15 protein-coding genes and 1 riboswitch are annotated in these 15,305 nt (G+C 60.1%); of the genes, 12 read left to right on the top strand and 3 right to left on the bottom strand.

Features of this window, described 5'->3' with window-relative positions; all coding sequences use genetic code 11:
* Positions 1-8: 8 nt before the first annotated feature.
* The 9 genes from AGR1_RS14450 to AGR1_RS14410 all read left to right on the top strand — a co-directional run bounded on the left by AGR1_RS14450 (position 9) and on the right by AGR1_RS14410 (position 9,322).
* The gene (locus AGR1_RS14450) at positions 9-1,574 is read left to right on the top strand and encodes a sugar ABC transporter ATP-binding protein (RefSeq protein ID WP_187772148.1); all 1,566 of its coding nucleotides are present in this window, start codon (positions 9-11) and stop codon (positions 1,572-1,574) included.
* A gap of 8 nt (positions 1,575-1,582) precedes the next feature.
* Positions 1,583-2,605: an ABC transporter permease gene (locus AGR1_RS14445; protein ID WP_080792160.1), complete on the top strand. Its 1,023-nt coding sequence runs from the start codon at positions 1,583-1,585 to the stop codon at positions 2,603-2,605.
* A gap of 75 nt (positions 2,606-2,680) precedes the next feature.
* Positions 2,681-3,622, top strand: coding sequence for an ABC transporter substrate-binding protein (locus AGR1_RS14440; RefSeq protein WP_080792163.1), 942 nt, complete (start codon positions 2,681-2,683; stop codon positions 3,620-3,622).
* 61 nt (positions 3,623-3,683) lie between these two features.
* A complete protein-coding gene (locus tag AGR1_RS14435) occupies positions 3,684-4,697 on the top strand; it encodes an aldo/keto reductase (protein WP_149147206.1) in 1,014 nt (337 codons plus the stop codon).
* A 4-nt stretch (positions 4,698-4,701) separates the two neighbouring features.
* Positions 4,702-5,523: an amidohydrolase gene (locus AGR1_RS14430; protein WP_149147205.1), complete on the top strand. Its 822-nt coding sequence runs from the start codon at positions 4,702-4,704 to the stop codon at positions 5,521-5,523.
* A gap of 3 nt (positions 5,524-5,526) precedes the next feature.
* Entirely contained in the window at positions 5,527-6,537 is a 1,011-nt protein-coding gene (locus AGR1_RS14425) for a zinc-binding alcohol dehydrogenase family protein (protein WP_149147204.1), read from the top strand.
* The gene (locus AGR1_RS14420; protein WP_080792175.1) at positions 6,534-7,667 is read left to right on the top strand and encodes a mannitol dehydrogenase family protein; all 1,134 of its coding nucleotides are present in this window, start codon (positions 6,534-6,536) and stop codon (positions 7,665-7,667) included. The genes AGR1_RS14425 and AGR1_RS14420 overlap by 4 nt, the downstream gene beginning before the upstream one ends.
* Positions 7,668-7,678: 11 nt before the next feature.
* Entirely contained in the window at positions 7,679-8,008 is a 330-nt protein-coding gene (locus AGR1_RS14415) for an L-rhamnose mutarotase (protein ID WP_149147203.1), read from the top strand.
* A 36-nt stretch (positions 8,009-8,044) separates the two neighbouring features.
* Entirely contained in the window at positions 8,045-9,322 is a 1,278-nt protein-coding gene (locus AGR1_RS14410) for an L-fuconate dehydratase (RefSeq protein ID WP_149147202.1), read from the top strand.
* Here the strand turns inward: AGR1_RS14410 and cobD are convergent.
* Positions 9,304-10,350 (bottom strand): threonine-phosphate decarboxylase CobD, encoded by a 1,047-nt coding sequence (gene cobD / locus AGR1_RS14405; RefSeq protein ID WP_080792181.1) that lies wholly within the window; start codon positions 10,348-10,350, stop codon positions 9,304-9,306. The genes AGR1_RS14410 and cobD overlap by 19 nt on opposite strands.
* On the opposite strand from cobD, the gene cbiB reads away from it, so the two are divergent.
* A complete protein-coding gene (gene cbiB, locus AGR1_RS14400; RefSeq protein WP_080792182.1) occupies positions 10,349-11,314 on the top strand; it encodes an adenosylcobinamide-phosphate synthase CbiB in 966 nt (321 codons plus the stop codon). The genes cobD and cbiB overlap by 2 nt on opposite strands.
* Here cbiB and AGR1_RS14395 read toward each other — a convergent pair.
* Positions 11,301-12,758 carry a cobyric acid synthase gene (locus AGR1_RS14395; RefSeq protein ID WP_149147201.1) on the bottom strand — a complete coding sequence of 486 codons (1,458 nt, stop codon included), beginning with the start codon at positions 12,756-12,758 and terminating at the stop codon, positions 11,301-11,303. The two genes, cbiB and AGR1_RS14395, sit on opposite strands and share 14 nt — an antisense overlap.
* Position 12,759: 1 nt before the next feature.
* Positions 12,760-13,377: a cob(I)yrinic acid a,c-diamide adenosyltransferase gene (cobO, locus tag AGR1_RS14390; RefSeq protein WP_149147200.1), complete on the bottom strand. Its 618-nt coding sequence runs from the start codon at positions 13,375-13,377 to the stop codon at positions 12,760-12,762.
* A 134-nt stretch (positions 13,378-13,511) separates the two neighbouring features.
* Positions 13,512-13,726, top strand: a riboswitch (cobalamin riboswitch).
* Positions 13,727-13,845: 119 nt separating this feature from the next.
* Between cobO and AGR1_RS14385 the strand changes: the two genes are divergently transcribed.
* A complete protein-coding gene (locus tag AGR1_RS14385) occupies positions 13,846-14,271 on the top strand; it encodes a DUF1636 family protein (protein WP_162927476.1) in 426 nt (141 codons plus the stop codon).
* Positions 14,268-15,305 carry a cobalamin biosynthesis protein CobW gene (cobW, locus tag AGR1_RS14380; RefSeq protein ID WP_149147199.1) on the top strand — a complete coding sequence of 346 codons (1,038 nt, stop codon included), beginning with the start codon at positions 14,268-14,270 and terminating at the stop codon, positions 15,303-15,305. Before AGR1_RS14385 ends, cobW begins: the two co-directional genes overlap by 4 nt.

Below are 15,305 nucleotides of genomic sequence, written 5' to 3'. Positions count from 1 at the left end.
GTTTCCAGATGTCGCAGGGCGCATCGACAATTCGAGGCGATTTTTCGTCTGAACAGATGGCGCGCGGACAGCGCGGGGTGCTCCTGCGCCTCGATAATATCAGCAAGGAATTTCCCGGCGTCAAAGCACTGTCGAACGTGCATTTTGATCTGCGCGCAGGCGAGGTGCATGCCGTCTGCGGCGAAAATGGCGCGGGAAAATCGACGCTGATGAAGATCGTCAGCGGCGTCTATCAGCCGAGCGACGGCACCATTCTTCATAAAGGTGTGAAGGTGCAATATGCATCGCCGCTGGAATCCGAAGCCGCCGGCATCGCCATCATCCATCAGGAACTGAACCTCGTTCCGCATCTTTCCGTTGCTGAAAACATCTATCTTGCGCGCGAACCACGTCGTGGTTTTCTCGTCGACCGCAAGAAGCTGCGTCTCGATGCCAAGCGTTGTCTCGACCGTCTGGGTGTCGATATCGATCCCGACCAGATCGTCCGCGGCCTTTCGGTTGCCCAATGTCAGATGGTGGAAATCGCCAAGGCGCTTTCTCTTGACGCTGAAGTCCTCATCATGGATGAGCCGACCTCTTCGCTGACGGAGCAGGAGACCCGGCTCCTGTTCAAGGTCATCCGCGATCTCAAGGCATCCGGTGTCGGGATCGTCTATATTTCCCATCGTCTCGATGAAATGGCCGAAATCGTTGATCGTGTGACGGTTCTGCGCGACGGACGTTATATTTCAACCGACGATTTTGCCTCGATCACCGTTGATGACATTGTCACGCGCATGGTGGGGCGTTCGCTGGAAGACAAATTCCCCGAGCGGACATCGCGCCCCACGGAAGATGTTATTTTTTCTGTCGAGGGCCTGACGCGCAGCGGCGTGTTCCACGATGTCGGCTTTACGTTGCGCCGCGGTGAGATCCTCGGTTTTGCCGGGTTGATGGGTGCCGGCCGCACCGAAGTCGCCCGGGCTGTCTTCGGTGCCGATCCGCTCGATGCGGGCAGGATCGTTTTCAACGGGCGCGAGCTTTCGATCAGCTCACCGCAGGACGCCATCGAAGAAGGCATAGCCTATCTCTCGGAAGATCGTAAAAGCGATGGCCTCGCCATCAAGATGTCAGTGGCGGCCAATACGACGCTTGCCAATCTCGGCGAGGTTTCCAACCGTTTCGGGCTCATCGACTTCAAGAAGCATGACGATGTGGCAAAGCGCTACGTCGATCTCCTGAATATCCGTACTCCCTCCATCGGGCAGACGGTGCGACTGCTTTCCGGCGGCAATCAGCAGAAAATCATCATCGGCAAGTGGTTGTTCCGGCAGTCGCGCGTGCTGTTCTTCGATGAGCCGACACGCGGAATCGATGTCGGCGCGAAATTCGCGATCTACAAGATCATGGACGAGCTCGCCGCGCAGGGTATCGGCGTCATTCTCATCAGCTCGGAACTGCCGGAAATTCTGGGGCTGACGGATCGTATCGCCGTTTTCCATCAGGGCCGGATTACGGGCGTGCTCGAAACCGCCAAGACCAATCAGGAAGAAATCATGCGGTATGCGTCCGGTTACGGCCGGGCCGCGCAGTGAGGAACGACATGGCCAATATTGCAGAACCCAAAAAGGGCTTCGCTATCAGCGATCGCCAGAAGGACATCATCCAGAAGTTTGCCGCGCTCGGCAGCCTGTTCGCCCTCGTCGCGGTGTTCTCGGCCACCAGCAGCGCCTTCTTCACCGTCAATAACGGCATGACGATCGCGTTGCAGGTCACGTCCATCGCCCTGCTTGGAATCGGCGCTACCTGCGTCATCATCACCGGTGGTATCGATCTTTCGGTCGGTTCGGTGCTGGCGCTCGCCGGTGTAGTCGCCGCTCTTGCAGTCAAGGAACTTGGGATGCCGGTGCCGGTCGGCATGTTACTCGGCATTCTGACGGGATCGCTCTGCGGTCTCATCAACGGTCTTCTGGTCACCCGCTTCAAGCTCCCACCCTTCATTGCCACGCTTGGCATGATGCTGATCGCCCGCGGTGTTGCCCTGCAAATCACTGGCGCGCGCGCCGTATCCGGCCTTGGCGAATCTTTCGGTGAACTCGGTAATGGCGCCCTCTTCCGCATCGTCACGATTGGTGACGATGGCTTTCCGAATGTGGTGTTTCCCGGCATCCCCTACCCCGTCATCCTGATGGTGGTGATTGCGCTTGCGGTTTCCTTCATGCTCAATCGCTCGATCCTCGGCCGTCATATTTACGCTGTCGGTTCCAACGCCGAAGCCGCGCGCCTTTCCGGTGTCAATGTCGCCCGTGTCACCAATTTCACCTACATCCTGTCCGGCACGCTCGCCGGGTTGACGGGCTGTGTGCTGATGTCTCGCCTCGTCACTGCCCAGCCGAATGAGGGTGTGATGTATGAGCTGGACGCAATCGCCAGCGCCGTTATCGGCGGCACATCGCTGATCGGCGGCGTTGGCACGATCTCCGGCACGGCCATTGGCGCCTTCGTCATCGGCATCCTGCGCAACGGTCTCAATATGAATGGCGTTTCCGCCTTCACGCAACAGATCATCATCGGCCTCGTCATTCTGGTCACCGTCTGGATCGACCAGCTGCGCAACCGCCGCTGACCAAAGGGCTGCGGACCCTTTCCGCAAAAAAGATCGGCAGGGGAGGCCCGGTATGCCGACATCACGGAGGAAGAAATGAAGAAAATTGCGACTGCCCTTCTGACATCCGCAATCGCGCTGTGGAGCGTTTCCACCGTGCAGGCCGGTGAAATCGCCGTCATCGTCAAGACCGTCAACTCCACCTTCTGGCAGAACGTCCAGAAGGGCGCTGATGCGGCGATGAAGAACTCTTCCGGCAATACCATGACCTTCCAGGGTCCGGCTGCCGAGTCCGCCATTGCCGACCAGGTCAACATGGTCGAAAACGCCATCAATCGTAAGGTAGCGGGCATTGTTCTGGCACCTTCCGACCCGGACGCGCTGGTACCGGCCGTCAAGAAGGCCTGGGAAGCCCGTATTCCGGTCGTTCTGATCGACTCGCAGCTCGCAAAGGGTTCGGAGCAATATTATCAGTCCTTCCTGGCGACCGATAACAAGAAAGCCGGCGAACTGGCCGCGCAGGCGCTGATCGACAAGGTCGGCACGGAAGGCAAGATTGCCGTCATGTCCTATGTCGCCGGTGCCGGTTCCGAAATCGGCCGCGTTGGCGGTTTCACCGACTACATCCAGATGCACTCGAAGCTTCAGATCGTTGGCCCGTTCTACTCGCAGTCCCAGATGGCGACCGCGCTGAACCAGACGACCGACGTTCTGGCCGCCAATTCCGACCTCAAGGGCATTTTCGGCGCCAATGAGCCCACCGCCATCGGTGTTGGCCGCGCGCTTGCCCAGTCCGGAAAGGCCGGCAAGGTTGTTGCCATCGGCTTCGACGGTAACCAGGATCTGCAGAGCTTCGTCAAGGACGGCACGCTTGCCGGCATCGTCGTTCAGGGTTCCTACCAGATGGGTGAAAAGGGCGTGGAAACCGTGACCAAGCTCATCAACAAGGAAAAGGTCGAGAAGTTCGTCGATACTGGCGTCGTTGTTGTCACCAAGGACAATATCGAAAAGCCGGAAGCCAAGAACGTTCTCTACTGATTGCGTGATGACGCGCCGCTTTGCGGCGGCGCGTCCTTCCAAAAACTGGAAAGTCCCTGCGATGAAAGTCTCCGATACACGTAAATTGCCGCGCCGCGCCGTCGACGTCACCGTTATGGGCCTCGGTTGCGCCCAGATGGGTAATCTCTATCGGGTCACGCCCTATGAGGAATCCAAAGGCGCGTTCGACAAGGCATGGGAAAGCGGCATGCGTTATTTCGATACCGCGCCGTTCTACGGCTATACGCGGTCGGAGCGCCGCCTCGGCACCATGGTGACGGAGCATGACCGGAACGACTATACGCTCAGCACCAAGGTCGGCCGTGTGATGGTGCCGGACGAGACCGTCGGTCCGGAGGAGGATGCCTATATAACGCCCCTGCCGTTCCGTCCGGTCTATGATTATTCCTATGACGGTATTCTGCGCTCCTTCGAGGCAAGCCAGCAACGGCTAGGCGTTCTGAAGCCGGATATTCTTTATGTCCATGATATCGGCTCCTTCACCCATGACGAAAAGCATCGGCACTACTGGGAGCAGCTGACCACCGGGGGCGGCTTCCGGGCGCTTGGCAAGCTGCGCGAGGAGGGATCGACGGGGGCCGTCGGCCTTGGCGTCAATGAGTGGGAAATCGTCAGCGACGCCATGGATGTCTTCGATATAGACGTCGCCATGCTTGCCGGCCGTTATACGCTGCTGGAGCAGCAGAGCCTTGCTTTCATGAACCGTTGCGCTGAAAGCGGTGTCGCCATCGTTGTCGCCGGTGCATTCAATTCTGGCATTCTGGCCGGCAACCGCAAATTCAATTATGCCGACGCGCCTGCCGATATTCTTACGCGTGTCGATGCGCTGCAGGGTGTTTGCGAGGAACTCGGCGTATCGCTGCAGGCGGCCGCACTGCAATTTCCGCTTGCCCATCCGGCATCGGTCACGGTCGTTTCGGGCGCGCGCAATGCGCAGCAACTCGCCTCCAATATCGAGTGGTTCGAGCAGTCGATCCCGGATGAATTCTGGTCCGAGCTGCACAGGCGCGGTCTGATAGCCGAAGGCGCGCCGGTGCCCGGCGGGAAGGCCTGAGGCGATGCTCATCGACGCCCACCAGCATTTCTGGCTGATGAAGGATCGCGCCGGGCAGTGGCCGCCGCCGTCGCTCGCCGCCATCTACCGGGATTTTCTCCCCGCCGACCTGTCGCCTTTGCTGGCCGCTGCCGGAGTTTCCGGTACCGTGCTGGTTCAGACGATGGAGACGGCGGCCGACACGGATTTCATGCTGGAACTGGCGGAAAAGACCGATTTCATCAAGGGTGTGGTCGGCTGGGTGGATATGAAATCCGACGATGCGGCGAGTGAAATCGCCCGTCGGGCAAAACATCCGGCGTTCAAGGGTGTGCGTCCGATGTTGCAGGGCATGGAGGATGTCGCCTGGATCGATGATCCGGCACTCGATCCCGCCGTGGCGGCGTTGGTAAAGCACGGTCTGGCGTTCGATGCGCTGGTCCTGCCGCCCAATCTGCCGCATCTCCTCGCTTTTGCCTGCCGCCATCCGCAATTGCCGATCGTCATCGATCATGGCGCAAAGCCGCTGATTGCCACCGGACACTACAGCGACTGGCGCAAGGATATGGCCGCTCTGGCGGTTCTTCCCAATGTCCATTGCAAGCTTTCCGGTCTGCTGACCGAGCGCGGCGATCAGCGGCCGGAAGCGGTACGGCCTTATGCTGAGACCATTCTGGAACTCTTTGGCGGCAACCGCGTGATTTTCGGCAGTGACTGGCCGGTGTTGCGGCTGGCGGGCGACTATCAGGCGTGGCTGGATTTCTGCCGCGATATCGTGCCGGCAAAGGACCATGCGGCAGTTTTCGGCGGTAACGCCATTCGTTTTTATTCCCTTTCCCACAGGTGATGCATGCTGGCGATTTTCTGCGAAACCCCAGGTCAACTCGTCTCCAAGGAACTGCCGAAACCAGTGCGTGGCGAAGGCGAAGTGCTGGTGCGTATTCGCCGCATCGGCGTTTGCGGCACGGATCTGCACATCTTCACCGGCAACCAGCCTTATCTTTCTTATCCCCGTATCATGGGCCATGAGCTTTCCGGCACGGTGGAAGAGGCGCCGCAAGGCAGCCATCTGTCTGCAGGCGATGTGGTCACCGTCATTCCCTATATCTCTTGCGGCAAATGCAGCGCCTGCCTGAAGGGCAAGAGCAACTGCTGCCGCAATATCGGTGTGCTGGGCGTTCATCGCGATGGCGGGATGGTCGAATATCTGAGCGTACCGCAGCAATTCGTGCTGAAGGCGGAGGGGTTGAGCCTCGATCAGGCGGCGATGACTGAATTTCTGGCTATCGGTGCGCATGCGGTGCGCCGTGGCGCAGTCGAGAAGGGGCAGAAAGTTCTTATCGTCGGCGCCGGCCCGATTGGTATGGCGGTTGCGGTTTTCGCGGTTCTCGATGGCGGCGAAGTGACCATGATCGACGGGCGCACCGACCGGCTGGATTTCTGCAAGGAGCATCTCGGGGTCGCACACACGGTGGCGCTCGGCGAGGGCGACAGGGATCGCCTCTCCGACATCACCGGCGGCGATTTCTTCGATGCGGTCTTCGATGCGACCGGCAATCCGAAAGCCATGGAGCGCGGCTTTTCCTTTGTCGGCCATGGCGGTTCCTATGTGCTGGTCTCCATTGTCGCCAGCGATATCAGCTTCAACGATCCGGAATTCCACAAGCGGGAGACGACGCTGCTCGGCAGCCGCAATGCAACGCCTGAGGATTTCGAGCGCGTCCTGCAGGCGCTGCGGGAAGGCAAGGTACCGGAAGCACTGATCACCCATCGCATGACGCTTGCCGATGTGCCCTCCAGATTCGCCGGCCTGACCGATCCGAAGGCCGGAGTGATCAAGGGCATGGTGGAGGTCGCATGACGCCCGATACGCCCATCCTGCAATTCGGCACCAGCCGCTTTCTTCTGGCGCATGCGGATCTCTTTGTTTCACAGGCGCTGGACAAGGGCGAGGCTCTCGGGCGCATCGCGATTGTACAGACGACCGGTAACGCGGAGAGCCTGAAGCGTGTTACGGCGTTGAACGGCGGCGCACGCTACCCCGTGCGTATTCGCGGCATCCGCGATGGGCAGGAAGTAGATGAGGAAATTCAGGGCGGGGCTGTCGCGCGGGCATTGACGGCTGCGACCGACTGGGCCGAGGTGCGCCGCCTTGCCTGCGAGGCCGAGGTCATTCTGTCCAATACGGGCGATCGCGGTTATGAGCTGGATTCGGCTGATAGTGCCGGGCTTGCTGGCGATTTCATGATCGTACCGAAAAGCTTTCCGGCGAAACTCTGCATGTTGCTGCTGGAGCGTTTTCAGCGCAATCCGGAAGCACCGATTTCCATCTTTCCTTGCGAGCTCGTGCCGCGCAATGGCGAAAAGCTGAAACAGGTCATTCGCCGGCTTGTCGATGAATGGCAATTGCCGGCCGGTTTTGCCTTTTATCTGAATGAGAAGTGCCGTTTCGGCAATAGTCTGGTGGATCGCATTGTCTCCGAGCCTATCGAGCCAGTGGGTGCGGTGGCGGAGCCCTATGCACTCTGGGCAATCGAGAAACAGGACGGGCTTGTCCTTCCCTGCACGCACCCCGCCGTGGTGTTGACCGATGATCTCGATCACTATGAAAAGCTGAAGCTTTTCCTGCTCAATCTTGGCCATTCCTATCTTGCGGAGCGCTGGTTGCAGGATGCGCGTGCGAAGGACGAGACGGTGCGTCAAGCAATGGTCGACGATGTTCTGGTTGCGGATCTGGAGACGCTTTGGCGGGACGAGGTTCTGCCGGTCTTTGCCGCTGAAGGCATGGGAGAAGAGGCGCAGGCCTATATTGGCGTGCTGCGGGAGCGTTTGCGCAATCCCTTTCTCGCGCATCGGCTGGCCGATATCGCCGGCAACCACGATGAAAAGAAGCGCCGCCGCTTCGCTCCGGTCGTTGCCGCAGCGGAACGGCTGGGATTGAGCCTGCCACAGTCGAAGTTGCGCGCGGCGCTCGCCACCATCAAGCAATAACGGAGTTTTTCATGCAGCGCATGGGTATGGTCATAGGCGTCAAACCGGAGATGATCGCGGAATATAAAAGGCTGCATGCCGCCGTCTGGCCTGAAATTCTGGCGCTCATCAGCGACTGCAATATCCGCAATTATACGATCTTCCTGCGCGAGCCGGAAAATCTGCTCTTCGGCTATTGGGAATATCACGGCAACGATATCAGCGCCGACATGGCGAAGATGGCTGCAAGCCCCAAGAATCAGGAATGGTGGTCCTTCACGATTCCCTGCCAGCAGCCACTCGAAAGCCGCAAGGAAGGCGAGTGGTGGGCGATGATGGAAGAGACCTTCCACCACGATTGAACGATTTCCTTTGACACCGACCGCGAGTGAACGGCCATGACCAAAATTACTGATCTGCGTGTTTTCGACCTGCGTTTTCCGACGTCCCAAAGTCTCGACGGTTCGGATGCGATGAACCCCGACCCGGATTATTCGGCGGCTTATGTCATTCTCGATACCGATGAGCCGGGTCTCAAAGGCCACGGGCTGACCTTCACCATCGGCCGCGGCAATGACATCTGCTGCATGGCCATCGAAGCGATGCGTCATCTGGTGGTCGGCACCGATCTTGCCACCGTCACCGAGAACCCCGGCAAATATTGGCGGCATCTGACGAGCGACAGCCAGCTACGCTGGATCGGCCCGGACAAGGGCGCGATGCATCTCGCCACCGGCGCCGTTGTGAATGCGGTATGGGATCTGCTGGCCAAGAAGGCAGGCAAGCCCGTATGGCAGCTTGTCGCCGATATGAGTCCGGAAGAAATCGCCGATATCGTCGATTACCGCTATCTGACCGACGTGCTGACCCGGGACGAAGCGCTTGCGATCCTCAAAAAAGCCGAAAGCGGCAAGAAGGAACGTATCGAGACGCTGAAGAACGAAGGTTACGCCTGCTACACGACATCTGCCGGCTGGCTTGGTTATGACGACGCCAAGCTGCGCCGCCTTTGCCAGGAAGCCATCGACGCCGGATTCAACCATGTGAAGATGAAGGTAGGCCGCGATCTGGAAGACGACATTCGCCGTCTTACCATTGCCCGTGAGGTGATCGGTCCCGACCGTTACCTGATGATTGACGCCAATCAGGTCTGGGAAGTCGATCAGGCCATCGAGTGGGTCAACAAGCTCGCCTTCTGCAACCCCTTCTTCATTGAGGAGCCAACGAGCCCGGACGACGTCGCCGGCCATCGCAAGATCCGCGCGGCCATCGGTTCGGTTAAGGTGGCGACGGGTGAAATGTGCCAGAACCGTATTATGTTCAAACAGTTCATCGCCGAGGGCGCCATCGATGTGGTGCAGATCGACAGCTGCCGCATGGGCGGTCTGAACGAGGTGCTGGCGGTGCTGCTGATCGCCGCCAAATACAATCTGCCAGTCTGGCCGCATGCCGGCGGCGTCGGCCTTTGCGAATATGTGCAGCATCTGTCGATGATCGACTATCTGGTCGTATCTGGCACGAAAGAAGGCCGCGTGATCGAATATGTCGACCACCTGCACGAGCACTTCATCGAGCCCTGCGATATCAGAAACGCCGCTTACATGCCGCCGAAATTGCCGGGCTTCTCCATCGAAATGAAGCCGGAGTCGATTGAGACCTACACCTTCGAGGAATAGTCAAAGGATGACAGCGCCTCTTTGAGCCGCTGCCACTCCGTTTCGCTACCGGGAAGACCGAAACGCATGTCGTTCGGCCTTTCATCAAAAATGCGGACCAGAATGCCGTGTCGGCCAAGATGGCTGGACAGGTTTGTGGTGCGGGGATCCCGCACCAGAGTAAACAGCGACGTGCCGCCGGCAATTGCCAGCCCCGCTTTTTCCAGCATGGCGTTCATGCGCCGGCCGTCTTCGGCAAGGTGCAGACGCATGGACGATTGCCATTCCCCGTCCGCCAGAGCCTGCGTCGCGATATGCAGCGCCGGGCCGGAAACCGCCCAGGGGCCGAGCCTTGCCTCCAGTTCAGCAGCGATATCGGGCTGCGCAATCGCGAAACCCAGCCGAACGCCTGCCATGCCGTAAAATTTACCGAAAGAGCGCAGGATCACCAGTGCATCCTGACCAGCGGCATTTGCGAGGCTTTCGGCACCTCCTGTCTCGATGAAGGCTTCGTCCACGACGAGCAGCCCACCCTTGCGGCGCATGGCGGCGGCCAGCGACAACAAGGCGGTGCGATCCGTGATGCGGCCATCGGGATTATTGGGATTGACCACGACGCCATAGTCATGAGCCGACATCGCGCTGATGTTTTCCGCCTCGGTCACAGCCAGTCCGGCCATGCGTGCGGTTCGGGCATGTTCCGCATAGGCGGGGGAAAGGACGGCGCCGCTTTTTGCCCCGCGGGCGATAGCGATCTGAGCCAGCAACGGCATCAGCATCTGGGTGCCGGGGGAAAGCGCCACATGCCGGGCGGAAGGCGCATTGAAATGGGTGGCGGCCAGATGTCTCAATTTTTCGGCGGCGTCCGGTTCCGGCAGGCGCGCGAATGCGCTGGCGGGGATCGGCGAATGCGGATAGGAGTGCGGATTGATCCCAGTCGAAAGGTCGATCCACGGTTCCGGGGCTTCAGGAAACATCAAACGCGCCCTGCCGAGATTGCCACCGTGACGGATCGCAGCTTTCGCCTTTTCTGGTACTGTTTCGCCCATGTTCTTTGCTCTCGCTTTCCTGTCGCTCGTGATCGAACGCCTGACCGGCTATCCGGACTGGCTGTTCAAACGCATCGGCCATCCCGTCACCTGGATCGGTTCGCTTATCGCGCTGCTGGACAAAAAATGGAACCGGGAGAGTGCGTCATTTTCACAGCGTAAGGGTGCCGGTGTCGCGGCTCTCCTCGTTTTCGTCGGGCTGACGCTGCTTGTTGCGTGGTTGGCGCAATCCGTTCTCCTCTTCCTGCCTTTCGGCCTTTTGTTGGTCGCCGTGCTTGGCGCTTCGCTGCCGGCGCAAAAAAGTCTTGAGCAGCATGTGGAGGCTGTCGCCATCGCTCTGGAGCGCGAGGGTGTGGAAGGCGGCCGCAAGGCGGTATCGATGATCGTCGGGCGTGATCCGCAAAAGCTGGACGAGGCGGCGATCTGCCGGGCGGCGGTTGAAAGTCTGGCCGAGAATTTTTCCGATGGCATCGTCGCTCCTGCCCTCTGGCTTGGTCTATTGGGCCTGCCGGGCGGCGCGGCTTACAAGGCGATTAATACGGCCGATAGCATGATCGGCCATCGCTCACCCCGCCATGAGGCTTTCGGCTGGGCCTCCGCCCGGCTGGACGATCTCGTTAATCTGCCGGCCTCTCGGCTGAGCGGCGGTCTTTTCGTGGTCGCGGCGTTTTTTGTTAAGGGCGCATCACCCGGCGGGGCCATGGCCGCGATACGTCGCGATGCCCATCATCACCGTTCCCCCAATGCCGGCTGGCCGGAGGCGGCGCTGGCCGGCGCTCTCGGCTTTGCGCTCGCAGGGCCGCGCTCCTATGGCGGGCAGATGATCGAGGCGCGTTTCATGGGCGAAGGCGGCAGGGCGGCGTTGGTTGCCGGTGATATTCGCACGGCGCTACGGCTGGCGCGGATCGCTGACCTGTTGTTGATCGGCCTGTTGGGACTTCTGGCGATCCTTATCGCGCTATAGCAAGAAGTCTGTCGAGATCGAGGTGCTGCTCCATATGTGCAGCGAGACGGTCGAGAACCGCATGCACCTGCTCATCATAGTTCAGCTCCGTGCTCTGCCCGCCGAGACGCTTGAGCCACGCGCTCCGCTGGCTGTTATCTGCGAAGAGGCCGTGAATATAGGTGCCGAAGACGCGACCGTCGGGTGAAATGCTTCCATCGCTATGCCCGTCGATCGTCGAAAACGCCAGATTGCCCGCTGCTCCCGTTGTTTTCCCGACATGCATTTCGTAGCCGGATAAACCAATACCATCAAAGCTCACGCCTTGAACGGAAACGAGTCGCTTGTCACCCGTCAAAACCGTGTCGACATCAAGGAGACCGAGCCCATCGACAGTCGCTGGCGATCCCTCGATGCCGTCAGGATCGGCAACGGTTTTTCCGAGCATCTGGTATCCGCCACAAAGGCCGAGAACGTAGCCGCCGCGCCGCACATGCGCCTTTATATCGATGTCTAGGCCCGCATCTTTCAGCACGGCGAGATCGGCGATGGTGGATTTCGAGCCGCAAAGCAAAACCAGCCGGCAATCGGCGGGAATGGTTTCGCCCGGCCGCACGCGGATCAGTTCGACATCCGGTTCCATATCCAGCGGATCGAGGTCGTCGAAATTGGAAATGTGCGGCAGGATCGGCACGGCGATGCGGATCTTTGCGCCGGGCTTCTGTTGGGCCGCGCCGGAAAGCCCCAGCGCATCTTCCGCCGGCAGTTTCGCGGCATCGGAAAAATGCGGCAGGAGCCCGATAGAGGCCCAGCCGGTCTTTTCCGCAATTATCTGCATGCCGTCCGAAAACAGGGCCGGATCGCCGCGAAAGCGATTGACGATAAAACCTTCGATCATCGCCGCGTCTTCAGCTTCGAGTACGGCATTCGTGCCGACGAGGCTGGCGATGACGCCTCCCCGGTCGATATCGCCGATCAGGATCACAGGCGCGTCCGCAGCTCTGGCAAAGCCCATATTGGCGATGTCATTGGCACGCAGGTTGATTTCGGATGCGCTGCCCGCCCCTTCCACCAACACCAGATCGGCCTGTTGTTTCAGGCGGTTGAAGCTTTCCAACACGCGTGGCATCAGCCCGGCCTTCATGTTCTGATAGTCGGCCGCTTTGGCATTGCCGGCGATCTTGCCCTGCACCACCACCTGTGCGCCGGTCTCGCTCTGCGGCTTCAGGAGCACCGGGTTCATGTGCACGGAAAGCGGCACGCCCGCCGCCCGTGCCTGCAGTGCCTGCGCGCGGCCAATCTCGCCGCCATCGGCGGTGACCGCCGCATTGTTTGACATGTTTTGCGGCTTGAACGGCATGACGGACAGGCCGCGCCTGACGAAGGCGCGGGCAAGGCCGGCCACCATCAGCGATTTACCGACATCCGAGCCGGTTCCCTGAAACATCAGCACGCGTGCTACCATGTCAGAATTCTATCCCCGCCTGCGCTTTTACGCCCGCCTTGAAGTGATGTTTCACGAGGGTCATTTCCGTCACCATATCGGCCGCGTCGATGAGCGGTTGCTTGGCATTGCGGCCGGTGACGATGACATGGAGATCGGGCCTGCGGCTGGAAAGCGTTTCGACCACCTCCTCCAGCGGCAGGTAATCGTAACGGAGTGCGATGTTCAGCTCATCGAGGATCAGCAGGCCGATGGTCTCGTCGGCCATCAGGATTTGGGCTTCTTCCCAGGCCTTTGCCGCCGCTGCGACGTCGCGTTTTAAATCCTGCGTGTCCCAGGTGAACCCCTCGCCCATGGTGCGCCACACGACCCTGTCGCCGAACAAAGTCAGCGCCTGCTGTTCTCCCGTCGACCATGCGCCCTTGATGAATTGAACGACGCCGACCCGCCGCCCGGTGCCGAGCATGCGCAGGGCAAGGCCGAAAGCGGCGGTGGATTTGCCCTTGCCGGGACCGGTATTGATCATCAGCAGACCTTTTTCGATGGTCTTTTCCGCAACTTCGGTGTCCTGCACCGTCTTGCGATTGACCATTTTCTGCCGGTGACGTTCGGCTTCGCTGTCGCTGATGTCGCGTGTCATCGCGTTTTCCTTTTCATCCAGCGGCGCGGGACCCGGTGCCCCCGCCATTCGGAGCGGCGACTATACCCAATTTGCCGCACCCGGCAATGTGCGGGCCACAGGGCCGCGGCATTGACCCCCACGCCCGTTCAGCCTAAGGGTAACGAACTGACGGTCTTTTCCCGGCAACGGGAAAAGCTAAGAGGGAACACGGTTCCATCCCGACTACCGGGTCATTCCGTGGCTGCCCCCGCAACTGTAAGCGGTAAGCCCGCACCGTAAAGCCACTGGACACCTCAAGGGTTCGGGAAGGCGGTGTCAGGGTGTAAAGCCGCGAGCCAGGAGACCTGCCGTTTCAGGAAAAACGTCTGCCGGGCGGGGTGCTCCGGTCAGTCGGTTAGATCGAACACCCGGCTTGCGCCTGTCCGCATGCCGTATTCGACATCCGCACCCCCGAGATTTTTTGTAAGGCGCGGGAAACGATACGGTTTGGATATTTCAGCGACATCTTCATGTGCAGGCGGAAACACGCAGAACGAAACGGCGTCCGGCGTGACCGTCTTCGTTTGCAGAAGCTGCCGTGATGAAACCGATCCCAATGCCGAACCGCGCCCCGGTTCGCGTCTCGCCGATGCCGTCATCGCAAAGGCGCAGGAAACGGGTGTCACCGTTCGTTCCGTCAACTGCCTCGCCAATTGCAAGCGCGGCCTTAGCGCTGCACTGCGCAGCGCCGATGGCTGGTCCTATGTCTTCGGCGGGCTGACGACCGGTGATGCGGACGATTTGCTGACCGGCGCACGGCTGCTGGCTGCCGCCCCCGACGGCCTGATGCCCTGGCGCGGCCGCCCCGAACCCTTAAAGCGCGGCATGGTGGCGCGCATTCCCCCATTCGATTTTACCGAGGAGAGATCATGAGCACCCTTCTGGACCGCGTTCCCTGCACCATCGTTACCGGCTTTCTGGGGGCCGGCAAAACCACGCTGCTGCGCGGTCTTCTCGAAAAGCTGGACGGCAAGCGGCTGGCGATCATCGTCAACGAATTCGGCGACATCGGTATCGATGGTGAGATTCTCAAAGGTTGCGGCATTGAAAGCTGCCCGGAAGAAAACATCGTCGAACTGGCCAATGGCTGCATTTGCTGCACGGTGGCGGATGATTTCCAGCCCGCCATCGAACAGATTCTGAGCCGCCAGCCGAAGGTGGAGCATATCCTCATCGAGACCTCGGGCCTTGCCCTGCCGAAGCCCTTGGTGCAGGCCTTCCAATGGCCGGCGATCAAGAGCCGTGTGACGGTGGACGCCGTCGTGGCCGTAGTGGATGGCGCCGCCCTTGCCGAAGGTCAGGTGGCGCACGACATGGAAGCGCTCGCTGCCCAGCGTGCCAACGACGAGGCGCTCGATCACGATGACCCGGTCGAAGAGGTTTTCGAGGATCAGATCGCCTGCGCCGATCTTATCGTGCTGACCAAGGCCGATCTGCTGGATGACGTCGGTCTGGACAAGGCCAAGGCGCATGTTCTCGAACATCTGCCGCGGGCGGCAAAGATCGTTGTGGCCTCCAATGGCGCCATCGACCCCGCCGTGCTGATCGGTCTTGGCCTTGCGGTGGAAGAGGATATCGAAAACCGCCGCACCCACCATGATGGCGAACTCGACCACGAGCATGACGATTTCGACAGCTTCGTCATCGATCTGCCGACTGTTACCGATCCGGAAGCGCTTGCGATCCGTATCGCCGAGACAGCTGCTGCGGAAAATGTCCTGCGCATCAAGGGCTTCATCGAGGTTGCCGCAAAGCCGATGCGCCTGCAGGTGCAGGCTGTGGGCAGCCGCGTCAATCATTATTACGACCGACCCTGGGCTGCAGGAGAGGAACGCCGCAGCCGCCTCGTCGTCATCGGCGAAAAGGGCATCAACCGCGAAAAGATCGAACAGATGCTGGCCGCCTGA

The organism is Agrobacterium sp. B1(2019) (assembly GCF_008274755.1).
Taxonomy (GTDB): domain Bacteria; phylum Pseudomonadota; class Alphaproteobacteria; order Rhizobiales; family Rhizobiaceae; genus Agrobacterium; species Agrobacterium salinitolerans.
This window is presented reverse-complemented; position numbering and strand designations above follow the sequence as displayed.